This window comes from Kosakonia sp. YIM B13588 (genome assembly GCF_042788165.1).
Classification (GTDB): domain Bacteria; phylum Pseudomonadota; class Gammaproteobacteria; order Enterobacterales; family Enterobacteriaceae; genus Kosakonia; species Kosakonia sacchari.
This window is the reverse complement of sequence record NZ_JBHZPO010000001.1, coordinates 593,493-616,357: the sequence shown is the minus strand read 5'-3', so window position 1 is coordinate 616,357 and position 22,865 is coordinate 593,493. Positions and strand designations below refer to the sequence as shown.

Here is a 22,865-nt window from a genome sequence, read left to right as displayed (position 1 = left end):
GCGCGTTTCAAACTTTGGTTGCTATCCACGCCATCATCAGTTCCGGCCATATTGCTGCGGGTAAACCCAGCGCATCGCGAATGCCAAAACCGTGTTTCCCCTGTTCGAACAGATGCATCTCAACCGGCACGCCAAGGCGGCGCAGGGCAGTGAACATGACCACGCTGTTTTCCACTTTCACTGCCGGGTCATCGACCGCATGCAACAGAAAGGTCGGCGGCGTGTTTTCATCGGCCATTTGCTCTGCAGAGTAGCGGCGGATCTGTTCGTCGCTCGGCGTATCGCCAATCAACTGCTGGCGCGACATCGGGTGGTCAATCTCCTGGTGCATGGTAATAACCGGATAAACCAGCGCCATAAACGCCGGGCGGGCGCTTTGTTTATCCATCTCATCAACGGGGTGGTAGACGTTTTCGTGGTAGCGCGTGCCAAGGCTGGCCGCGGCGTGGCCGCCAGCGGAAAACCCCATAATGCCAATACGTTCGGGGTCGAGGCGCCACTCCTGCGCACGGGCGCGAATGACGCGTATCGCACGTTGCACATCTGCCAGCGGCGCGTTCGCACCTTCATCATGCCCATCGCCTGGCAGGCGGTAGGTCATCACAAACAGGGTGTAACCTTTGGCGTTAAAGCAGGGCGCCAGCGCGCTGCCTTCTTTATCCAGTACCACACGACGATAAGAGCCGCCAGGCGTGACCAGAATGCCGACGCCGTTCGGGTTTTGTGGCGCGTAAACGGTAATGTGCGGTGCGCGCACACCGGTGACGGAGCGATCAAAGAGCGAGGGGCCGGTATGATGCTCTTCAAGTTGAAACTGCACCGGGCTTCCCGCAGCACCAGGGGCTTCTCCGGTCGGCCAGACGGGGAACGTCGTGGCGTGTTGTACTGCCACGTTCATCAGGGTGAGTAAATCTTCCGGGCTGATATTTCTCATATGTTGCCTGGTTTGAATACGCCGGGTTATTACCCGGCGTGGATGGAGAGATTACAGTGCGCGATATTTTTCGAGCACGCGAACCAACTGAGTGACAAAACCGTATTCGTTGTCGTACCAGGATACGGTTTTGACCAGTTGTAGATCGCCAGCTTCGGTGATCTCGGTTTGGGTGGCGTCAAAGACGGAACCGAAATGGCTACCAATAACATCCGAAGAGACGATCTCATCGTCGGTATAGCCGAAAGATTCATTGTTTTCGGTGGCTTTTTTCAGTGCCTGATGAATTTCATCGACCGTCACTTTTTTCTCTAATATTGAAACCAGCTCAGTAACGGAGCCGGTTTTCACCGGTACGCGCTGCGCGTGGCCTTTCAGCTTGCCGCTCAATGCCGGGATCACCAGACCGATGGCTTTCGCCGCACCAGTAGTGTGCGGAATGATGTTTTCCGCGGCGGCGCGGGAGGCGCGCAGATCTTTACCGCGCGGGCCGTCGACCAGCGCCTGCGTACCGGTGTAGGCGTGAATGGTGGTCATGGTGCCAACTTTAATACCGAAATTATCCTGCAATGCTTTGGCCATCGGCGCGAGACAGTTAGTGGTGCAGGAAGCCACAGAAATAATGGTGTCCTGCGCATTAATTGTGTCGTCGTTAACGTTGTAGACGATAGTTTTCATCTCGCCTGCCGGGGCGGAAATAAGCACTTTTTTGGCACCCGCGTCGATGTGCGCCTGCGATTTTTCGCTCGATGTATAAAAACCGGTACACTCAACGATGATCTCCGCACCGGCGCTGCGCCACGGAATATTTTTCGCCTCTTTCTCCGCATATACCGTGATGGTTTTGCCGTTAACAATCAGCGCATCTTCGGTAAAATCCACGCTCCAGCCGAATGGACCGTAGTTGGAATCATGCTTTAACAAATAGGCCAGCACTTTGGGTGAGGTCAGATCGTTGATCGCTACCACCTCCGCATCGCTGTTGGTTTCCAGCAGGCGACGTAACACCAGGCGCCCAATGCGCCCAAATCCATTAATGCCAATTTTGCTCATAGATCTTCTCCATCAGAATGTAATGAATCACTGTTTTGCACTTATTTAGTGATAACCTGGCGGGCGTTATTGGGCAAATGAATCACATTCAGACTGCGGTAAGTGCCTGAATAGTTAAAAAGTAAAGTTAATGAATTTTTAAGGAAAGCCCGGTATGTTGAACGCCGGTTCGTTCGTTTTGGGGTTCCTTATGCGTAGCAAATATTCCGGATTACAAATCGCCATTCACTGGCTGGTGTTCCTGCTGGTTATTGGTGCTTATTGCGCCATGGAACTACGCGGATTCTTCCCGCGCAGCTATCGTCCTTATTTCAATCTCGTACACGTTTCATGCGGCATTTCGATTCTGGTACTGATGGTGGCGCGTCTGCTGGTGCGACTGAAAAGCCCGACACCGCCGATTGTGCCGAAACCGTCAGCGATGATGACCGGGCTGGCGCACCTTGGGCATCTGGTCATTTATCTGCTGTTTATTGCCTTGCCAATTCTTGGCCTGCTGATGATGTATAACCGCGGTGGTCCGTGGATCGCTTTCGGTATCACGATGCCGTACGCCGCAGAAGCGAATTATGATTTGGTGGATACACTCAAAGAGTTCCACGAACTGTTGGCCAACGTCGGTTATTTTGTCATTGCGTTACATGCCGGTGCAGCATTGGCGCATCATTACTATTTTAAAGACAACACGCTGCTGCGCATGATGCCAAAAAAACGCGGCTAACTGTGCCTCGTTATCTGGCCCCGCATCCTGCGGGGCTTTTTCATTTCTGCGCGTCTAAAATGTGATCCTGTCGGGTTTTCCACACTGCAAAGCAGGGTGGAAATCACATTTTACGCCATCCGTACTGTGCGTAATTCGTACAAGCAGTGTAGATAGTATATCTATTATAGAAACACTATCGGGCGGAGGGGATATGACACAGCCAGTACAGGAGTCTCTTGATCGGATGGCAACACAAGAACACGCTGCCGGATCGCGCAAATTACGCAAAGTGCTGCTTGCCACCGGCATTGGTCATTTTGTCGAGTGGTTTGACTTTGGTCTTTATGGCACGCTTGCCGCCATTATCGGCCTGCAGTTTTTCCAGGCGGGCGATCCCAGCGTGGCACTGCTTTCGTCGTTCGCGGTCTTTGGCGCGGGCTTTATCATGCGCCCCCTTGGCGGGCTGTTTTTCGGTTCGCTGGGCGACAGAAAAGGGCGACAAAAAGTGCTGGCAACGGTGATCCTGCTTACCTCCGGTGCCACCTTTGTGATGGGGCTACTACCGACTTATCATCAGATTGGTATTACCGCGACGGTGCTGCTGGTGATAACGCGCCTGGTTCAGGGTTTTGCAGCCGGGGGCGAAAGCTCGGGTGCGACAACCTACCTTGCTGAATATGCCCCCACGGAGCGCCGTGGCTATTTCACCTGCTGGATCGATAACTTTGGTTTTATGGCTTTTGTTGTAGGCTCCGGGCTGGTGTTTCTGCTGACGGCAACGCTCGGTGAAAGCACAATGAGCGACTGGGGCTGGCGCATTCCCTTTTTGATCGCCGGGCCGCTGGGCTGGGTCGGGCTGTACTTGCGAAAACATCTGGAAGACTCACCAGAATTTCTCGACGCCATGAAGAACGGGCAAACCGAAGCTGCGCCGCTGCGTAAAGCGGTTACCACGGCGTGGGGTGCGTTGCTGTTCTGTGTCGGTTTTGTGGTGATCAAAGCGGTCGGGCACTGGACGCTGCAAACCTTTATGCCGAGCTATCTCTCCACCGAGTTGCACTTTTCAAAACTTAACGCTTATGCCATCACCACGATTGGTCTCTTTTCCGTGGCGGTGCTGGTACCGTTTATGGGCTATCTGTCAGATAAATATGGCCGTAAACCGTTAATGCTGGCCGGGTGCGCCGGGTTTATTCTGCTGAGTTACCCGGCGATGATGGTGATGGCGAACGGCGATGTGTTCTCTGCTGTACTGGCGATGGTGATGCTGGGGGCGTTTATCGCCGCGTTTGATGGCGCATGTACCGCCGCAATGGCAGAGCTTTTCCCCACCAATGTGCGTTATGGCGGTTTGTCTATCGCCTATAATTTTGCCGTCGCCTTCTTTGGTGGCATCACTCCGTGGTTTTCCGCCTGGCTCATTACCAGCACTGGTGATAAATTCTCGCCGGCCTTCTATGTGATGGGCGCGGCGCTAATCACCTTCCTGACAGTGCTACGCGCCCGTGAAACCGCAGGGCAACCGCTAAAACGCTGACGTTTTGCCCGGAGGCTTCCTCCGGGTTATTAGGTAAATCTGAAACAGGGCATTGCGCGTAGCCGTTACGGAGCAGGGTTCACCTGCTGCGCGCAACAATCGATAATTTTCTTTTACTTTCATCAACAGAGGATTATTTATTCGTCCGGTCAGGGAATAAATATCAACGTAATATTAACCTAGGAAATCATTTTTATTCCATAGGGACAAAGTTCGAATAAACACGTCTGCTGCTTTTCACAATTTCGTAATGAAACGTTATCATTACCGGGGCAATGACAACTATTTTTTAAAGTCCGCCAGATAGCAGGGAAAAAGGGCATGGTATGAATAACGCGAAAGTCCTGTGGTTTTCCGTCAATGGATACACGTGCGCCATCAGTATGTAAGTAATTGTTTGGTCGCAAAAAATAGTTGCCGCGATACCAAACGATAACTGATAGATGCTCACTATTCCTGGCGACGGCAAACGCCGTGCCGGTCGTTGGGGAAAGTAGCATATCCATAATATCCCAGCGCATAAATTCTCCTTGCTAATAGCATAATGCCTAACTAAGAAAAATCTTATCAAATAATTTATGCCAATCCTAAGTTAAATTTTATATTTAATATTCCATTGATTAACCTGCGATATATTTAATTAATTTTACTTAGGATTTTGATATCAGACAAAAATGGCGAGATTTTGTACAATATATTTTAATGATTCTTATCCTTTCCAGATGAATACATTATGTTTTCACTCTGCTACAGTCATCACGTCACTTCATTCTCGCCTTGCCAGGAGGTTTCCCGTGCTTTTGTCCAGTCTGATTGCGATTGCCGCTGTGTTGATGATGGGGGTAATGAGCCCTGGCCCGAGTTTTATTTACGTTGCGCGTAATTCACTGGCGCACTCACGTGTGCATGGTTTAGTGACTTCGCTGGGAATGGGGGTTGGCGCGGCGACTTTTGCGCTGATGGCGATGCTCGGATTACAAAGGGTACTGAATGCGGTGCCGGAACTCTATATGGCGCTTAAGATAGCAGGGGGCGCGTATCTTATCTGGATGGCAGTGAAGATTTTTCGTGGCGCATCGCAGCCCTTGACGCTCTCTTTAAGCCATAACGACGCACCCAAAGGGTTATGGAAGACGTTTCGCGATGGTTTGTTTATTCAGTTAAGCAACCCAAAAACGGCGATCGTTTTCGCGTCCATTTTCACCGCACTGCTGCCAGCCACTATTCCAACGATCTTCTATTATGTGATCCCGCTGATGAGCTTTGTGATAGATGCGGGCTGGTATTCGCTGGTGGCGTTGCTGCTCTCAGCCGAGAAACCGCGCCGCGTATATTTGCGCATCAAAACGGCGGTGGACAGAACATCGGCCACGGTACTGAGTATTTTGGGGATCAAGCTGATTTATTCATCGCTGGCGAAATAAGCGTTGGGAAACGGGTACTGATTTTGTCACAAGGCTCGGGATAAGAGCGTTGTGACAAAACTTGCTATTACATACTGGCACGATTAATCAAGGATAAGGATCTAAATCAACGTTAGCTAGCTTGCGAATATCTTATAGAAGTGAGCGGAATGCTTTCTTCATCATCCTTGTTGCGATAAACGATGCTGTTTTGTGAAAAAACAATAGTATTGTCGGGTACGTTTTTATTAATGAGCGACAAGGCACCAATTGTTACGTTATTTCCAATACTGATATCACCAATAATGCAGGAGTTAGCGCCGATTTCGACATTATCACCAATTCTGGTCAGACCTTCGTCGGTGCTATTTCTGGCACCTATAGTTACGCCCTGGCGAATGACCGCATTTTTACCAATAACTGTATTTCCGCGTATAACAACGCCAGGAAAATGAACGATTTTAAACCCTGCGCCAATGAATGCACGAGGATTAATATCAGTTGAATATTTACGGTTAAGTTTTGTCATTCTGTGCTTTGCAAACTTACCTAGGCCGTATTTATTTGTTTTAAAAAGGTAACACCACACTCTAAACCAAAAGTAAAAACGGCGATCTGCACACTTAAGCGCGCAATGCAAAGTTCGTCTCCAACTGAATGATTTTTTTCCTTTTTGTACCTCTGCTTTGAGGCATTGAGTTAACTCATCGTACATGCATGATACCTTGATGAAGTTCATAAAAACTTCGCTTAGTTTACATGATTGATGTTCAGGTTTCTCTTAAAAATTTTTATTCTGCGATCAATTGCGCACCTTTGGCAATGTTTGCAGACGAATCAGTGGTAGCAAAATAGTAGTGTTAATTTATTTAGGGAATTTTGTTTGGTATTTTAGTTTAAGTTTTATAACCACATCGATGATAGATGTATAGTTTTTATCGACAGCACCTTCTTATTAAAACCTGTCTTTTGATATTGCATGTTTACATGAATAAGTGGAAAAAGTTACCATACCCCCCTATAGTATCAAGGAGGTCACATGCCCCATTCACCAGAAGATAAAAAACGCGTGCTTACGCGCGTGCGTCGTATCCGCGGGCAGGTTGATGCGCTTGAGCGCGCGCTGGAAAGCGGCGAGCCCTGCATCGCGATTTTGCAGCAAATCGCCGCTGTGCGCGGCGCAGCCAATGGCCTGATGGGCGAAATGGTTGAAATTCACCTTAAAGATGAGCTGGTCACTGGCGAAACCACTGCCGATCAACGTGCGGTGCGCATGGCAGAAGTCGGTCATCTTCTGCGCTCTTATCTAAAATAAGCAATAAGCCATACACAAAAAGGAAGCGACTTATGAAATCACGTGCAGCTGTGGCCTTTGGGCCGGGCCAACCGCTCAAAATCGTCGACATTGACGTAGCGCCGCCAAAGAAGGGTGAAGTCCTGGTGCGCATCACGCACACCGGCGTTTGTCATACCGATGCATTTACGCTTTCGGGCGACGATCCGGAAGGCGTGTTCCCGGCGGTGCTCGGTCATGAAGGTGGCGGCATCGTTGTGGAAGTCGGTGAAGGGGTGACCAGCCTGAAACCAGGTGACCATGTTATTCCGCTCTACACGGCAGAGTGCGGCGAGTGTAAGTTCTGTAAATCGGGGAAAACCAACCTCTGTCAGGCCGTTCGCGCCACGCAGGGTAAAGGCCTGATGCCGGACGGCACAACCCGTTTCTCCTACAACGGCGAACCGATTTATCACTACATGGGCACCAGCACGTTCAGCGAATACACCGTTTGCGCGGAAATCTCACTGGCGAAAGTTAACGAACAAGCGCCGCTGGATAAAGTCTGCCTGTTGGGTTGCGGCGTGACCACCGGCATTGGCGCGGTGCATAACACGGCGAAAGTCAAAGAGGGCGATACGGTCGCAATCTTTGGTCTGGGCGGTATCGGCCTGGCGGCTATCCAGGGCGCAGTTCAGGCGAAAGCGGGACGCATTCTGGCGATCGATACCAATCCGGACAAATTCCCTCTCGCGAAAGAAATGGGCGCAACCGACTTTATCAACCCGAAAGATCACGACCGCCCAATCCAGGACGTGATTGTCGCAATGACGGACGGCGGCGTGGACTTCAGTTTTGAGTGCATCGGCAATGTGAACGTCATGCGTGCCGCACTTGAATGTTGCCACAAAGGCTGGGGCGAGAGCGTCATCATCGGCGTAGCGGGCGCGGGGCAGGAGATCAGCACCCGTCCATTCCAGCTGGTAACGGGGCGTGTATGGCGTGGTTCTGCCTTCGGCGGTGTGAAAGGTCGTACACAGCTGCCAGGCATGGTAGAAGACGCGATGGCGGGCAAAATTCGCCTCGATCCTTTCATTACCCATCGTATGCCACTGGAGCAGATCAACGATGCGTTTGAGCTGATGCATCAGGGGAAATCTATCCGCACTGTCATCCATTTCGGCGAAAAGTAGCCCTCCCTCACGCCAGCGGTGTCACCGCTGGCGCAACCAAACTCCAAATCTGTGACCGCTGACGCGCTTTTCGCCATAAGAATAATCCAATTATTGCCGATGCCTATATATCATTCCTGTTGTACGTATCAGACATATATGAGAGTCGATAGCCATGGATAAAAAAGCAGCGATGCAAAGAACACAAGGCATTGGATTTATGCACAATATTCGATTGGTTCCCCTGTTTTCTTCCATTCTCGGCGGCATCTTAGTGCTATTTGCATTAAGTTCCGGTCTGGCGGGTTACTTCCTGATGCAAGCGGATCGCGATCAGCAGGATGTCACACAGGAAATCCAGGTGCGCATGGGATTATCCAACAGTTCAAACAACTTACGCGTTGCGCGTATCAGTCTGATCCATGCCGGCGCGGCCAGTCGCATCGCCGAAATGGAAGACATGAAAAACAACGTGGCTGAAGCAGAAAAACGCATTAAGCAGTCGCAGGACGGTTTTAATCAATACATGGAACGCCCGGTCAAAACCCCGGCGGATCTCGCCCTGGATGGCGATCTCACCACCCGTTTTAATGCCTACATCGCGGGCATGCAACCGATGCTGAAATATGCCAAAAACGGCATGTTTGAAGCGATCATTAACCACGAAAGCGAGCAGGCGCGTCAACTGGATGCGTCTTATAACGAAGTGTTGTTAAAAGCCATTGATATCCGTACCGCGCGTGCACAGCATCTGACCGAAGAGGCGCACAGCCGCACCCAGCTTGGGCTGATGTTTATGGCTGCCGCCTTTGCGTTGGCGCTGGTGCTGACGGTCATCACCTTTACCGTATTGCGCAGCGTAGTGATTAACCCACTGCAACGTGCGGCCCAGCGCATTTCTCGCATCGCGACCGGGGATTTAACAGTAGCCGATGAACCTACTGGTCGCAGCGAAATTGGTCGTCTGAGTAGCGATCTGCAAGCGATGCAGCATTCGCTGGTCACAACGGTCGCGACAGTGCGTCAGGGCGCGGAAGAGATCTATCGCGGCACCAGCGAGATCTCCGCCGGTAACACCGATCTCTCTTCCCGTACTGAGCAACAGGCGGCGGCCATTGAAGAAACGGCAGCCAGCATGGAGCAGTTAACCGCTACCGTGAAGCAGAACGCCGACAACGCGCACCATGCGAGCGGGCTGGCGCGCGATGCCTCCGGCAAAGCGACCAAAGGTGGGCAGATTGTTTCTGGCGTTGTGCAAACGATGGGTAATATCACTACCAGTTCGCGGAAAATTTCCGAAATCACGGCGGTTATCAACAGTATCGCGTTCCAGACCAATATTCTGGCGCTTAACGCTGCGGTAGAAGCGGCGCGCGCTGGCGAACAGGGGCGTGGTTTCGCGGTGGTGGCAAGCGAAGTGCGTACGCTGGCAAGCCGCAGTGCGCAGGCGGCGAAAGAGATTGAGGCGCTGATCAGCGAATCCGTGAGCTTAATTGAGCAAGGCTCCGGAGAAGTCGTTTCCGCCGGTGAAACCATGGGTGAGATCGTCACAGCCGTTAAACGCGTGACCGATATCATGCTGGAGATCGCCGCCGCTTCTGATGAGCAGAGCAAAGGCATCACCCAGGTGAGTCAGGCGATCACGGAAATGGATAACGTCACACAGCAGAACGCCTCGCTGGTAGAAGAAGCCTCTGCGGCGGCAGCCTCGCTGGAAGAGCAGGCGGCGCGCCTGACCGAAGCTGTGGGTGCGTTCCGTTTAACTGGTGCAGCACCGGAGCGTCAGAGTAATGCGGCATCGCCAACCAGCAAAACCTTCAAGCCACAGCGCCCGGCGCTGGCGCAGGGTGATAACTGGGAAACGTTCTGAGTCGTCAGAAAACAAAAAAGAGGCCGAAAGGCCTCTTTTTTTATGGGCAAGTTCTCAACACTGGTTGGTGTTTAAGGCGCTGACCATGTTGTTATAGTTTTGCAGCAGTGATTGCGCGTCCTGCGTCTGCTGGGATTGCATCAGCTGAAACTGTTTGGGCTGTTTAGCATCTTTCTCGTACTCGCCATTTTCGGTGCGCTCAATAATGTCGCGGCCGGTGGAGAGATAGTCATTGGCTTTAGACAGAAGACTCGAACAGCCCGTTTTGTTGCTTTCGCGTATTTTGGCATCGTAAGCGGTAGCCATGCTGTTGAACTGATCGAGCGCATCCTTAAATGCCGCCTTCTTATCGCCCAACCCTTTACCATCCAGCACGCCACCGGCGGCATCCAGGCTCTCTTTCAAATAGTAGACCATCCCCATTTGCGCGTGCTCAAGCGTGCCTTTTTGCGCTCGTTCGAATTCCGCTTTGATGCGTGCACGATCTTTTGCCTCGATACCCTCAAAGAAATTCGCCTGCGCAACGACCAGCATCTGCATGCTGCTCAACAACGCGGGCTGGATCTCGCGACCATGAGCGCCATTATCGCTTTTGTATGTTTTTGCGCTGATGTAGTTATACATATCACGGCTTACCGGTTCGGCTTTTGCCAGCGCTTCGCTGTAAAGACGCGCCGGTTCATCCAGTTCCGGCATATCCGGCTTCATGCTGTGCGCTTTATCCAGATGTTCTTTAATACGCCCCATAGAGAGCGGTTCAGTAAAAAACAGATCATCCATTTTCTTTTTGCCATCGAAAGCGGGCTGCGTGTACTTCTGGTATTCAGCGAGTTGCTTACCGAAGGAGGCCGAGGTCATATTGGCCGCGGCAATGTATTCGTTGTACTTCAGCACTTCGGCCTGCTCGGCTGACGGCTGCGCTTCTTGCGTTTTGGTGGTTTTGTCGTCACAGGCTGACAGTGCCAGCAGGCAGGCGGCAACCGCCAGCGTGCGTGCGACAGGTTTGGCGATGAACATCCCATTCTCCTTGTCCGAAAAAAGAAAAAAACGACTCATTATTGCTGAGCGCGGCACAGGTTAGCATCAATGCCCGGCTGGCAAGGGGCATGCCACCTGAATTGGTAGGTTTTGAAAAACGGAGAAACTGCCCGGCAGACTGCGCCACCGGGCCGGGTTCAGGAATGTGCTGCGTTAAATAAAGCTGTCGTCATCGTTGCTGTAATCGGTGTCATCAAAATCATCGTTCTGGTAAGAGTCATTGCCGAACGAATCGTTCTGATCGAGAAAACGGGTGTCGGAAGCATTATTAAAGGTGTCGTTCTGCGAGTTTTCAAATGACGAATTACCCGCTGCCGTCGACGGTTCTTCAATAATATTCACGATCTCTTCCGGGCGGGACTGATGGAACATGCTGGTCAGCATTTCGGCCAACACCACGCCACCGGCAACGCCCGCCGCGGTTTGTAAAGCACCAGCCATAAAACCGCTCCCGCGTGGCGCAGGTGCCGCCGCACGCGAATAGTCCTGCTGTGGCTGCTGGGGAGCACTCCAGCTATTGTCCGGCTGCGGACTCTGGCTTCTCCCGCCACCAAACAGGCCGCCGAGGAAACTACCACCGCCAGTTTGCGGTTTGCTTTTTTGCGCCGCCAGTTCGCTTTCCAACTGCTGGACTTTGCTCTGGAGTTGTTTTAGCGCCGCTTCCTGAATCAGGATCGATTGCGCCATATAGTATGGCGCGGCAGGTTGCTGACGCACAAATTCCGCTATCTGACGTTCAGCCTCGACGTCGCGCTGACCGTTTTGTTGCTCGGTCTGTTTCAGGCGCTGGAAAAGGCCGTTGATAAGCTGCTGTTCTTCATATTGCATGGCAATAACCTTCCGATCGCTGTGATAGATACTCTTGAGTTTATCAGTGCCATGAATACGTGTCCGATGAGTGAAATGTTTGTTTAACATTGGTTGCAGCTGGGCAAAAAATTGATGTGAAAGGCCAGGTGTTCAGGTGATTTTCGTTGTCCCTTCAAAAAGCAATACATATGAATTACCATATCTGTTCTTTGGCGTTATTAAGGTAAAAGCATGCTGCAACCTGTTCAGCTTTTTAAAATTCTCGCTGATGAAACGCGGTTAACCATCCTGCTGTTGCTCAGAGAGTCCGGCGAACTTTGCGTATGTGATATTTGTGCAGCGGCGGGGGAGTCGCAACCTAAAATTTCCAGACACATTGCGATGTTACGTGAATATGGTCTGGTCATTGATCGACGGGCAGGGAAATGGATCCATTATCGGCTGTCACCTCATATACCCGCCTGGACGGCAGCAACCATCGATACAGCATGGGATTGCTTGCGGGAAGAGACGCGAGCCAAACTGCAATCGGTGTCTTTGGGCTCGTGTTGATAACAAAACATATGCATAAATCCGTATATCATGGAGTCTGAAATGTTACTGGCTGGAAGCATCTTTATTTTCACCCTCGTGCTGGTTATCTGGCAGCCCAAAGGGTTGAGTATTGGCTGGAGCGCAACGCTTGGCGCGGTGCTGGCGCTGGCCTGCGGTGTGATTCATATCAACGATATTCCGGTGGTGTGGAATATTGTCTGGAACGCAACGGCGACGTTTATTGCCGTTATTATCATCAGTTTGCTGTTAGATGAGTCCGGTTTTTTCGAATGGGCAGCGCTGCATGTTGCACGTTGGGGCAACGGGCGCGGGCGGTTGCTGTTCACTTATATTGTGTTGTTAGGAGCGGCGGTCGCAGCCCTGTTTGCCAACGATGGTGCCGCGCTGATCCTGACACCGATTGTCATTGCTATGCTGCTGGCGCTCGGTTTCAGCCCACAAGCCACACTGGCGTTCGTGATGGCAGCAGGCTTTATTGCCGATACTGCGAGTCTGCCGCTGATTGTCTCGAATCTGGTTAATATTGTATCGGCAGACTTTTTCCAGCTGGGGTTCACCGCCTACGCTTCCATCATGGTGCCGGTGGACATCGCGGCCATCGCGGCGACGCTTACCATGCTCCACCTCTTTTTTCGCCGTGAAATTCCGCAAACTTATGCCGTCGATAAACTGGCGGCACCGGCAAGCGCAATTAAAGATCCGGCGACATTTCGCACCGGCTGGGTAGTGCTGATCCTGCTACTGACTGGCTTTTTTGTGCTGGAACCGCTTGGTATTCCGGTGAGTGCGATTGCGGCTGTTGGTGCGCTTATTCTGTTTGCCGTCGCCAAAAAAGGTGCAGCGATAGATACAAGCAAAGTGCTGCGCGGCGCACCGTGGCAAATCGTTGTCTTTTCGCTGGGCATGTATTTGGTGGTCTATGGGCTGCGAAACGCGGGGCTCACCGAATACCTTTCCGGGGTTCTGAATCTGCTGGCCAATAAGGGCTTGTGGGCGACCACCATTGGCACAGGTTTTATTACCGCCTTCCTCTCGTCGGTAATGAACAATATGCCAACGGTGCTGATTGGCGCGCTATCGATTGATGGCAGCAGCTCAACGGGCGTTATTAAAGAGGCGATGATTTTTGCCAATGTGATTGGCTGCGATCTTGGTCCAAAAATCACGCCCATTGGCAGCCTGGCGACACTGCTTTGGTTGCATGTGCTGGCGCAGAAGAAGATTGCCATAAGCTGGGGATATTATTTCCGAACCGGTATCGTGATGACACTGCCGGTTCTTTTTGTCACGCTGATGGCGCTGGCCTTGCGCCTCTCTTTTCCTTTGTCGTGAGAGTATTTATGAGCAACGTTACGATTTATCACAACCCTGACTGCGGCACCTCGCGCAACACGCTGGCGCTGATTCGCAACAGTGGCGTGGAGCCGACGATTATTCATTACCTTGAGACCCCACCGTCGCGCGATGAACTCACAACACTGATAAGCGCGATGGGCAAATCGGTGCGTGAGTTGTTGCGCAAAAACGTTGAGCCGTACGAACACCTGGGGCTGGCAGAAGATCGCTTTACGGACGCGCAGCTGATCGATTTTATGCTTGAGCATCCCATTTTGATTAACCGGCCTATCGTTGTTACACCGCGCGGTACACGCCTTTGTCGCCCGTCGGAAGTAGTGCTGGAGATCCTGTCTGAGGCGCAGAAAGGCGCGTTCTCGAAAGAGGACGGGGAGCAGGTGGTTGATTACAACGGCAAGCGGATCGCGCCGTAATGCATCCGTAAACCGGGTAAATAGCTAAGCGCTTTTTTTGAGAACGCCCGCAGAACGCGGGCGTTGCGATCAGGCAATCCGCAGCGTTTCGCGTACTTTTGCCGGCATGATAATGACAGGAATGGATTTCGAGGTTGGCGTACCGGTGCCGTCGCCAAAACGCGTCAGCGGAACCAGTGGGTTCGTTTCCGGATAATAGGCCGCCAGGTTGCCACGCGGGATGTCATAAGCGACAAGGCGAAAATCCTCGACGCGGCGCTGCACGCCATCAGTAGACTGGGTTTCAATATCCACGCGATCGCCGTCATTCAGCCCGAGCGCGCGAATATCTTCCGGGTGCATAAACAGCACGTCGCGCTGCCCATAAACTCCACGGTAACGGTCATCAAGCCCGTAAATGGTGGTGTTGTACTGATCATGTGAGCGTAATGTCTGCAGGACAAATGGCGCTTGCGTTTCCGGGCAGACCGACAGCGGCAGGGCGGTTGCGCTGAATTCCGCTTTGCCGGAAGGCGTATTAAAATGTAAATCTGCGGCGGCATTTCCCAGCCAGAAACCACCCGGCTCTTCGCAGCGGACATTAAAGTTGTTAAAGCCAGGAATCGTGGCGGCGATATGATCGCGGATCAGGTTGTAATCACCGGCCAGCGCCAGCCAGTCGACCTTTTCACTGCCCAGCGTGGCATGGGCGATGCCAGCGACAATCGCGGTTTCCGAACGCTGTGTCGCCGCCAGCGGTTTGCCGATACCTTCAGAGGCATGCACCATGCTGAAAGAATCTTCCACGGTTACGAACTGACGCCCGCTTGCCTGCATATCTTCTTCGGTACGACCAAGAGTCGGCAGGATCAGCGACTGTTTACCCGGCATCAAATGGCTGCGGTTCAGTTTGGTGCTGATGTAGACCGTCAGCCCGCAGCGGCGCAGGGCTTCGCAGGTGAGTGGCGTATCCGGCGCAGCGGCGGCCAGGTTGCCACCGAGCGCAAGCAGCACTTTCACTTCATCACGCAGCATCGCCGAAATAGCTTCCACCGTATGATGCCCGTGCTCGCGCGGCGGCTCGAAATTGAAATGGCGGGCAAGGCTGTCGAGCAGGGCGACTGGCGGTTTTTCGTCAATCCCCATCGTACGGTTCCCCTGCACGTTGCTGTGCCCGCGTACCGGACACAACCCCGCGCCTGGTTTGCCCAAATGACCGCCAAGCAGTTGCAGGTTGGTGATTTCCCGCACCGTGTCCAGCGAGTGTTTATGCTGGGTAATGCCCATCGCCCAGGTACAAATCACCTGTTTTGCGCTCTGCCAGATGGCGGCTGCATCGCGTAACTGTTGCTGAGTGAGACCGGACTGCTGCTCAATGGTCTGCCAGTCGGTGGCATCGATTTGAGCAAACCACGCGTCAATGCCGTGGGTGTGCTGCGCAATAAAGGCATCGTCAAAAATGCTCGCTTCGCCGTTAGCCAGCCGCTGGCGCTGCGTTTCCAGCAATGCTTTCGCCATTCCGCGTACCGCCGCCATATCACCGCCGAGATTGGGCTGATAGTAAGAGGAGCTGATCACACCCGCCATCGGCGTAACCACTTCCAGCGGTTTTTGCGGATCGGCAAATCGCTCAAGACCACGTTCACGCAGGGTGTTGAAGGTAACAATGCGCGCGCCACGATCGGCGGCGTGACGCAGGCTATGCAGCATACGCGGGTGGTTAGTGCCGGGGTTTTGCCCGAAGACAAAAATAGCGTCCGCTTTCTCAAAATCAGCGAGGTGAATGGTGCCTTTTCCCACGCCGATACTGCGTTTCAGCCCCGCGCCGCTCGCTTCGTGGCACATGTTGGAGCAGTCCGGGAAGTTGTTGGTGCCGACCATGCGACCAAACAGCTGATAAAGCCAGGACGATTCATTGCTGGCACGACCGGAAGTATACAGTTCGAGCTGATTGGGGTTATCCATCGCCTTAATATGCTCGCCAATCATCGCCAGCGCGTCATTCCAGGAAATCGGTTCGTAGTGATCGGTTTGCGGGTTGTAACGCAGCGGTTCGGTCAGCCGACCCTGGTATTCGAGAAAATAGTCGCTCTGGCGGTTAAGCGCTGTCACGCTGTGTTGCGCAAAAAAAGTGGCGTCAATCTGGCGGCGCGTGGCCTCCCAGGTCACGGCTTTTGCGCCGTTTTCACAGAAACTGAAAGTGCTTTTATTGTCATCACCCCAGGCGCAACCGGGGCAGTCGAAGCCGCGCGCTTTGTTCATGCGCAACAGGTTGCGCATATTTTTCAGCGCGTTTTTACTGTCAATGACGAAGCGCGTTGTGGCTTCCAGCGAACCCAGACCACCGGCAGCAGCGTGGTAGGGTTTGATAGCGGTTTTGAATTTCATCTCTTCTTCCGGCTGCGGATTGTTACAGCGTTAGTGTAAGTTGCGTAACAACAACCCTTATTCAACAACTTATGTTTATCACACAATTAACGGGTTGTTTACCTGTTGCGCAACCGGAAGAGAAGATAAGCCAGCCGGGATCAACCCGGCATCGTTTTGCGAATCGCCGCAATCAGCGCGTGAGCGGCGGGTGGCAGGGGGCTATCCACGCGGGTGATGATGCCAATCGGATCGCCAATACCGGGCGGCGGTATTGGCAGCGCCACCAGCGAACCCAGCCGTAAATCATCTTTTACCGCACCGGAAGGGACAAACCACACGTAGTCATATTCCACCGTGAGCTGGCGCGATAGCGACGCGGAAAGCGTCTCCAGGCAACCAGACGGCAGCGTGCAGTTCTGGCTGGCGAGCAGATCTTCGGTGTTTTGCCGTGGCACGGTGCCTTCCGGCAATACCACCACCGGCCATTCCAGCACTTTGCTTAGCGTGACGGTGGTTTGCAGCAATGGATGTCGCGGGCGTACCACCAGTTTTAGCGACTCGAGAAACAGCAGCTCGTAACTCAAGCCACTCATCAAATCCGGGTCTGACATGCGACCAATACCGAGATCCAGTTCACCAGATTTCAACCCGGCGAGGATCATCGGATTATTGGCAGTGGCAACCTGAATGGTGATATCCGGCTGCTGTTTATGCAGTTGACCGATGACCGCGGGTAAAATCCCCAGCGCAGCGGTGGGTAGCGCGCCGATGCGGATCAGGTCGTTTTTGAGTTCGGTTTTGTGGCTTAGTGACTGCCCTGCAATGTTCACCGCGTCCAGTACGCGAACGGCGTGGGTAAGAAATTGTTCGCCGACCAGGGTGAGTTGCGCGCCCATGCGACCGCGTTCAAACAGGCGCTTACCGGTGAGCTGTTCTAGTTCGTTGAGGGTTTTCGACAGCGCAGGCTGGCTTAAGTTAAGGGTTTCAGCCGCGCGCCCCAAAGTTCCTTGTTGAGCGACGGCTACGAATGTATGCAAATGGCGCAGACGAATGCGCTGTGAAAACAGACCGTTTTTTTCCATAAGATGATGTTAAAAACCGTGCAGAACCGCTGGCAAGTTAAGTTGTTTAATTTTGATAACCAGATAGCAAAATATTATTAACATTTAATCTCTTTGAGTTACAAACGGATTCTGCCCGCAATGTGACGTAACCAGCATGTTGATAAGGGTTTTCGGCGGCGCTGTTCCATAATCTTTTGTTATGTTCGTTACCGCGCGGCGCACGCGCGTTTTCTGCCACGATCACACTTTGTAAATTTCCCATCACGCACGCAAAAAGGCTTCTCTACACTCCAGAGAGAACACACTGGAGGGATTACACTATGGCGTACAGCATCACGGCTGATGAGATTCGGGAACACTTTTCACAGGCGATGTCAGCCATGTACCAGCAGGAAGTTCCGCAATATGGCACGCTGCTGGAGCTGGTCGCGGATGTGAATCTGGCGGTGCTGGAGAACAACCCGCGTCTGCATGAACAACTGGCCAATGCCGATGAATTAGCGCGGCTTAATGTCGAGCGCCATGGCGCCATCAGGGTCGGGACGGCCGAGGAGCTTTCCACCTTGCGGCGCATGTTTGCCATTATGGGGATGTTCCCGGTCAGTTATTACGATCTGTCGCAGGCCGGCGTTCCGGTGCATTCTACCGCCTTTCGCCCGATTGAAGACGCGGCGCTGGCGCGTAACCCGTTTCGTATTTTTACCTCGCTGCTGCGCCTGGAGCTTATCGAGAACGAAACCCTGCGCAATAAAGCCGCCGCCATCCTGGCGAAGCGCGACATATTCACGCCAGCGTGCCGCCAGTTAATTGAGCTGCATGAACTGAATGGCGGTTTTACCCCGCAGCAAGCCAAAGCCTTTGTTGAGGAAGCGCTGGAAACGTTCCGCTGGCACCGCCATGCCACGGTGGATGCGCAAACCTATCAGGCGCTGCATGATGAGCACCGCCTGATTGCCGATGTGGTCTGTTTCCCTGGCTGTCATATCAATCACTTAACGCCACGCACGCTGGATATTGACCGTGTTCAGTCGTTGATGCCGGAGTATGGCATTGAACCGAAAATCCTGATTGAAGGGCCGCCGCGTCGCGATGTGCCAATTTTGTTACGCCAGACCAGTTTCAAAGCGCTGGATGAACCGGTGCTGTTTAACGGTGAGCATCAGGGCACACATACCGCGCGTTTTGGCGAAATCGAACAGCGCGGCGTCGCGTTAACGCAGAAAGGGCGCGCACTCTATGATCAACTGCTGACCAGCGCCGGAACCGGCAAAGATAACCTGACGCACCAGTTGCATTTGCAGGAGGTGTTTAAAGCCTTCCCGGATAGTGAAATGCTGCTGCGCAAGCAAGGGCTGGCGTGGTTCCGTTACCGTTTGACGCCAACGGGCGAAGCGCACCGCCAGGCGATTCATCCCGGCGACGATCCCCAGCCGCTGATCGAGCGCGGCTGGGTGGTGGCGCAACCCATCACTTATGAGGATTTTCTGCCGGTCAGCGCGGCGGGGATCTTCCAGTCTAACCTCGGCAACGAAACCCAGGCGCGTAGCCATGGCAACGCCAGCCAGGCGCAGTTTGAGGCCGCGCTGGGTTGCCCGGTGTTCGATGAATTCACACTCTATGCGGAAGCCGAAGCGCGCAGCAAACGGCGTTGCGGTCTGCTGTAAAACAGGTAATCTGCCAGAAATCAGTTATTTCTGGATATTGTTATGGAAAATCCATTAACGCCGCTGGCACACACCCGCCAGGGCAGTGTGCTGGGATGCAGTGAAGACGCCTTACATGTCTGGCGCGGTATTCCGTTTGCTGCGCCGCCCACTGGTGCGCTGCGCTGGCGCGCGCCACAGCCGCCGCAACCCTGGCAGGGCGTGCGCATCGCCGACACGTTTTCCGCCGCCAGCTGGCAAAACAGTGAGTATTGTCAGCAGCTCGGCGGCGGCGATCCGGGGCGTTTCTCCGAAGATTGTCTCTATCTCAATATCTGGTCACCGGCTTCGCGGACAAAACCGCTGCCGGTGATGGTCTGGCTGCACGGCGGCGGGTTCACTATCGGCTCCGGCGGGTTGCCGCCGTATGACGGAAAAGCGCTTGCGGCGCGCGGTGTGGTGCTGGTGACGATCAATTATCGCCTTGGCCATCTTGGTTTTTTCGCCCATCCGGCGCTTGAGCAGGAGAGCGATGAGCGCGTCTACAACTTCGGCTTGCTCGATCAGATAGCCGCGCTGCGTTGGGTGCAGGAAAATATCGCTGCTTTCGGTGGTGATGCGGCGAATGTGACGCTGTTTGGCGAATCGGCCGGTGCGCGTAGCGTGATGGCGCTGATGGCCTCGCCGCTGGCAGAAGGGTTGTTTCACAAAGCCATTATTCAGAGCAGTTATACCTTGCCGGATACGCCGCGCGAGGCCGCGCTGGCAAAAGGTGAGGCGATTGCCGCGCATTTTGGGCTGGAAAATGCCAGTGCCGAACAGTTGCGCGCACTGCCGGCAGAAGCGTTCTGGCCGCTGGAAGCGCCATTGAAAATTGCGCCCGCACCCATCGCGGGTGATTGCGTCTTACCGGAGCCGATGCTCGATACCTTTTTCGCCGGTCGGCAACATCCGATGCCGGTCATTATCGGTTCGAACAGTGATGAAGCCAGTGTGATGGCTGAGTTTGGCGTTGATCTCGCCGGGCAAATCGAAAAGATGCGCCGTGAACAGCGGCTCGGTCTGGGGCTGATCCGCCTGCTTTATCCGGGGGTGAAAGGGGATGCGGAACTGGGTCGCCAGGTGTGCCGCGATATGGCCTTTACCACGCTTGGCCTGGTGGTGATGCAGGCCCAGCAGCGTGTCGGGCAACCCTGCTGGCGTTACTGGTTTGATTATGTTGCTGAAGCGGCGCATGACACCTATATCAACGGCGCGTGGCACGGTAATGAAGTGCCGTATGTATTCGACAATCTTATGCTTTCGGAGCCGTCTTGCAGTTATGCCAACCCACGCGATCTCGCCTTTGCTGCACATATTGCCGATTACTGGGTTCGTTTTGCCGCTCAGGCCGACCGCCGTACAGAAGCGTTATCCGGCCCGGTCAACTGGCTGGCCTGCGTACGCGGGCGCGACCGGTTGTTACGTATCGGATTGAATAAACATGCAGGATTTCGCTTGGTTAACCGCTTCATGCGCGCCCGTCTGAGCTTCTTTCGCCGGGTTATGCGCCACCATGTGAAGCTCGATTAGCCCCCAGCAATCCTTCTCTGAATGCCGCCAGCCCGGCGGCTTTATTCTCCGTTACCCGCAGCACCAGGCGGTAACTCGCACCGGTTCTGACACTCTGTGAAAACGGGCGCAGCAAGCGTCCAGCCTCGATATCTTCCGCAACCAACGTCTCATCGGCGATGGCCATCCCCAGCCCCTGAATGGCGGCGGTAATGGCTAAATCCATGGTATCGAAGTGTTGATTTTTACTCATAGCGGGCTGAAAAGCGCTTTGTCTTGCCAGCCACAGCGACCAGTCAGTTTTATCCCGCGTCGGGTGCAATAACGTGGCGGTTTCCAGCACATTACGTTGCGCCAGCGCGTGGCTAACCACCGGCGTTAACGCTTCCTCAAACAGCAGATCCCCGGCGCTTAATTGGGTGCCAAACACAATCGCCGCGTCATAAGGTTCTGTTTTGAAGTTAATGGTGTGATCGGTAGTAGTCGTCAATGCCACCTGTAATTCCGGATAGCGTTGTTCCAGATTCACCAGCCTCGGCACCAGCCAACGAATCGCACAGGTTGGCGCTTTCAGGCGCACCACCGTTTGTTGCGAGCGTGCCTGAAAGGCGACCGTAACCAGTTGCTCATACGCACCGCGCAGCTCCGGCAACAGGGCGCTGCCCTGCGGCGACAGATGTAAACCACGCGCATGGCGCTCAAACAGCGGGAAGCCGAACCAGTTTTCCAGCGCGGCGATTTTGCGGCTCACCGCGCCCTGCGTCAGGCACAACTCTTTTGCCGCGTGCGTCAAATTGAGATGGCGGGCGGTGACCAGGAAAGCGTCGATGGCATTGAGCGGTAAAGATCGGTGCAACATGACAACCCCAGCTATGCAATTTATTCATGGCTATTATGACAACAATTCGGTTGTCGGCTCAACAGGGTTTAGTTTGAATGGTTATGCACTTTTTATGTGAAAGGAACAGGCATGACTCTGCGTACCCCGGTGAAAACTCGCTCCAAATTACCCGATGTCGGCACCACCATTTTTACCGTTATCGGCCAGCTTTCCGCCGAACATAATGCGATTAACCTTTCTCAGGGTGCGCCCAACTTTCCTTGCGATCCGCAACTGATTGCCGGGGTGACGCGCGCCATGCAGGCCAATCATAACCAGTACGCGTCGATGACCGGGCTGCGCCCGTTAAAAGAGCGAATTGCGCAGAAAATCAGCGAACTGTACCGCACAGATTACGACGTGGACAGTGAAATTCTTATCACCGCCAGCGCCAGCGAAGGGTTGTATTCCGCGATCAGCGGGCTGGTGCATCCAGGTGATGAAGTGATTTACTTTGAACCCTCGTTCGACAGCTACGCGCCAATTGTCCGTTTACAGGGCGCAACGCCCGTGGCTATTAAACTGACGGTGCCGGATTTCGCGGTGAACTGGGACGAAGTGCGCGCGGCAATCACACCGCGCACGCGCATGATTATCGTGAATACGCCGCACAACCCCAGCGGGCAGGTGTTTTCTCGCGCCGATCTTGAGCAACTGGCAGCGATTACCCGGCATACCGATATTGTGATCCTCTCCGATGAGGTCTACGAACATGTGGTGTTCGACGGCGAACCGCATCACGGTATGGCAACGCATCCGCAACTGGCGGAGCGCAGCGTGATTATCTCGTCGTTTGGTAAGACCTATCATGTGACGGGCTGGCGCGTGGGTTACTGCGTTGCGCCTGCGGAACTGATGGATGAGATCTGCAAAGTACACCAGTTTTTGATGTTTTCCGCCGATACACCCATGCAGTACGCCTTTGCCGATCATATGCGTGACCCGCAAGGCTGGCTGTCGCTGGCGGCGTTTTACCAGCGTAAACGCGACCTTTTGCAAACATTGCTCTCTGAGTCGCCGTTTCGCCTGTTACCCAGCGCCGGATCGTTTTTCCTGCTGGCAGATTACAGCCACTTCAGCGATGAAACTGACAGCGAGATGGTCAAAAGGCTGATTATTGATTGCGGTGTCGCCACTATTCCGTTGTCGGCCTTTTACACCGATGGTACAGATAACAATTTGATCCGCCTCTCTTTTGCGAAAGACGAGGCAACATTAAGAGCAGGCGCGCAGGCCCTGTGTCGTGTTAAGCCACGCTAAG

General features: G+C 53.5%; 21 protein-coding genes. 12 read left to right on the top strand and 9 right to left on the bottom strand.

Annotated features, from left to right (window positions below; all coding sequences use genetic code 11):
- Positions 1-7 precede the first annotated feature (7 nt).
- Together ACFX4U_RS02900 and gap are read right to left on the bottom strand one after the other, a co-directional pair.
- Entirely contained in the window at positions 8-934 is a 927-nt protein-coding gene (locus ACFX4U_RS02900; RefSeq protein ID WP_305735974.1) for an alpha/beta hydrolase, read from the bottom strand.
- Positions 935-985: 51 nt separating this feature from the next.
- On the bottom strand, positions 986-1,987 hold the full coding sequence (gene gap / locus ACFX4U_RS02895; protein ID WP_305735975.1) for a type I glyceraldehyde-3-phosphate dehydrogenase: 1,002 nt from the start codon (positions 1,985-1,987) through the stop codon (positions 986-988).
- Between the two features lie 190 nt (positions 1,988-2,177).
- Between gap and cybB the strand changes: the two genes are divergently transcribed.
- Together cybB and ACFX4U_RS02885 are read left to right on the top strand one after the other, a co-directional pair.
- A complete protein-coding gene (gene cybB / locus ACFX4U_RS02890; RefSeq protein ID WP_200550896.1) occupies positions 2,178-2,708 on the top strand; it encodes a cytochrome b561 in 531 nt (176 codons plus the stop codon).
- A gap of 193 nt (positions 2,709-2,901) precedes the next feature.
- The gene (locus tag ACFX4U_RS02885; RefSeq protein ID WP_380217545.1) at positions 2,902-4,227 is read left to right on the top strand and encodes an MFS transporter; all 1,326 of its coding nucleotides are present in this window, start codon (positions 2,902-2,904) and stop codon (positions 4,225-4,227) included.
- Positions 4,228-4,406: 179 nt separating this feature from the next.
- On the opposite strand, the gene ACFX4U_RS02880 is transcribed toward ACFX4U_RS02885, so the two are convergent.
- Positions 4,407-4,748, bottom strand: coding sequence for an anti-adapter protein iraM (locus ACFX4U_RS02880; RefSeq protein WP_200550897.1), 342 nt, complete (start codon positions 4,746-4,748; stop codon positions 4,407-4,409).
- Between the two features lie 273 nt (positions 4,749-5,021).
- Here ACFX4U_RS02880 and ACFX4U_RS02875 point away from each other — a divergent pair, with 273 nt between their 5' ends.
- On the top strand, positions 5,022-5,651 hold the full coding sequence (locus ACFX4U_RS02875) for a LysE family translocator (protein WP_313507747.1): 630 nt from the start codon (positions 5,022-5,024) through the stop codon (positions 5,649-5,651).
- A gap of 112 nt (positions 5,652-5,763) precedes the next feature.
- On the opposite strand, the gene ACFX4U_RS02870 is transcribed toward ACFX4U_RS02875, so the two are convergent.
- Complete coding sequence (locus tag ACFX4U_RS02870; RefSeq protein WP_313507748.1) at positions 5,764-6,345, bottom strand: serine acetyltransferase; 582 nt, start codon at positions 6,343-6,345, stop codon at positions 5,764-5,766.
- 324 nt (positions 6,346-6,669) lie between these two features.
- Here ACFX4U_RS02870 and ACFX4U_RS02865 point away from each other — a divergent pair, with 324 nt between their 5' ends.
- The 3 genes from ACFX4U_RS02865 (at position 6,670) to ACFX4U_RS02855 (ending at position 9,945) form a co-directional block, all read left to right on the top strand.
- Positions 6,670-6,945, top strand: a complete 276-nt coding sequence (locus ACFX4U_RS02865) for a metal/formaldehyde-sensitive transcriptional repressor (protein WP_016495945.1) — start codon at positions 6,670-6,672, stop codon at positions 6,943-6,945.
- A 32-nt stretch (positions 6,946-6,977) separates the two neighbouring features.
- The gene (locus tag ACFX4U_RS02860; RefSeq protein WP_313507749.1) at positions 6,978-8,096 is read left to right on the top strand and encodes an S-(hydroxymethyl)glutathione dehydrogenase/class III alcohol dehydrogenase; all 1,119 of its coding nucleotides are present in this window, start codon (positions 6,978-6,980) and stop codon (positions 8,094-8,096) included.
- A gap of 154 nt (positions 8,097-8,250) precedes the next feature.
- Positions 8,251-9,945, top strand: a complete 1,695-nt coding sequence (locus ACFX4U_RS02855; RefSeq protein ID WP_305735977.1) for a methyl-accepting chemotaxis protein — start codon at positions 8,251-8,253, stop codon at positions 9,943-9,945.
- Positions 9,946-9,999: 54 nt separating this feature from the next.
- Here the strand turns inward: ACFX4U_RS02855 and ACFX4U_RS02850 are convergent, their stop codons facing one another.
- Complete coding sequence (locus ACFX4U_RS02850; protein ID WP_313507750.1) at positions 10,000-10,962, bottom strand: DUF3829 domain-containing protein; 963 nt, start codon at positions 10,960-10,962, stop codon at positions 10,000-10,002.
- A gap of 174 nt (positions 10,963-11,136) precedes the next feature.
- Positions 11,137-11,811, bottom strand: a complete 675-nt coding sequence (locus ACFX4U_RS02845) for a DUF2076 domain-containing protein (RefSeq protein ID WP_305735979.1) — start codon at positions 11,809-11,811, stop codon at positions 11,137-11,139.
- 213 nt (positions 11,812-12,024) lie between these two features.
- Here ACFX4U_RS02845 and ACFX4U_RS02840 point away from each other — a divergent pair, with 213 nt between their 5' ends.
- The 3 genes from ACFX4U_RS02840 to arsC are packed head-to-tail and all read left to right on the top strand — an operon-like array spanning position 12,025 to position 14,117.
- On the top strand, positions 12,025-12,345 hold the full coding sequence (locus ACFX4U_RS02840; protein WP_313507751.1) for a metalloregulator ArsR/SmtB family transcription factor: 321 nt from the start codon (positions 12,025-12,027) through the stop codon (positions 12,343-12,345).
- Positions 12,346-12,387: 42 nt separating this feature from the next.
- Positions 12,388-13,680: an arsenic transporter gene (locus ACFX4U_RS02835; RefSeq protein WP_313507752.1), complete on the top strand. Its 1,293-nt coding sequence runs from the start codon at positions 12,388-12,390 to the stop codon at positions 13,678-13,680.
- An 8-nt stretch (positions 13,681-13,688) separates the two neighbouring features.
- Positions 13,689-14,117, top strand: a complete 429-nt coding sequence (arsC, locus tag ACFX4U_RS02830; protein WP_313507753.1) for a glutaredoxin-dependent arsenate reductase — start codon at positions 13,689-13,691, stop codon at positions 14,115-14,117.
- 69 nt (positions 14,118-14,186) lie between these two features.
- On the opposite strand, the gene ACFX4U_RS02825 is transcribed toward arsC, so the two are convergent.
- Positions 14,187-16,484, bottom strand: coding sequence for an FdhF/YdeP family oxidoreductase (locus ACFX4U_RS02825; protein WP_313507754.1), 2,298 nt, complete (start codon positions 16,482-16,484; stop codon positions 14,187-14,189).
- Between the two features lie 140 nt (positions 16,485-16,624).
- Positions 16,625-17,548 carry a LysR substrate-binding domain-containing protein gene (locus tag ACFX4U_RS02820; protein ID WP_200550906.1) on the bottom strand — a complete coding sequence of 308 codons (924 nt, stop codon included), beginning with the start codon at positions 17,546-17,548 and terminating at the stop codon, positions 16,625-16,627.
- A gap of 302 nt (positions 17,549-17,850) precedes the next feature.
- Here ACFX4U_RS02820 and ACFX4U_RS02815 point away from each other — a divergent pair, with 302 nt between their 5' ends.
- Positions 17,851-19,194: a VOC family protein gene (locus ACFX4U_RS02815; RefSeq protein ID WP_305735985.1), complete on the top strand. Its 1,344-nt coding sequence runs from the start codon at positions 17,851-17,853 to the stop codon at positions 19,192-19,194.
- Between the two features lie 42 nt (positions 19,195-19,236).
- Positions 19,237-20,745, top strand: a complete 1,509-nt coding sequence (locus ACFX4U_RS02810) for a carboxylesterase/lipase family protein (RefSeq protein WP_313507755.1) — start codon at positions 19,237-19,239, stop codon at positions 20,743-20,745.
- Here ACFX4U_RS02810 and ACFX4U_RS02805 read toward each other — a convergent pair.
- Positions 20,717-21,583, bottom strand: a complete 867-nt coding sequence (locus ACFX4U_RS02805) for a LysR family transcriptional regulator (RefSeq protein ID WP_313507756.1) — start codon at positions 21,581-21,583, stop codon at positions 20,717-20,719. The genes ACFX4U_RS02810 and ACFX4U_RS02805 overlap by 29 nt on opposite strands.
- A 111-nt stretch (positions 21,584-21,694) precedes the next feature.
- Between ACFX4U_RS02805 and ACFX4U_RS02800 the strand changes: the two genes are divergently transcribed.
- The gene (locus ACFX4U_RS02800) at positions 21,695-22,864 is read left to right on the top strand and encodes a pyridoxal phosphate-dependent aminotransferase (protein WP_313507757.1); all 1,170 of its coding nucleotides are present in this window, start codon (positions 21,695-21,697) and stop codon (positions 22,862-22,864) included.
- Position 22,865 lies beyond the last annotated feature (1 nt).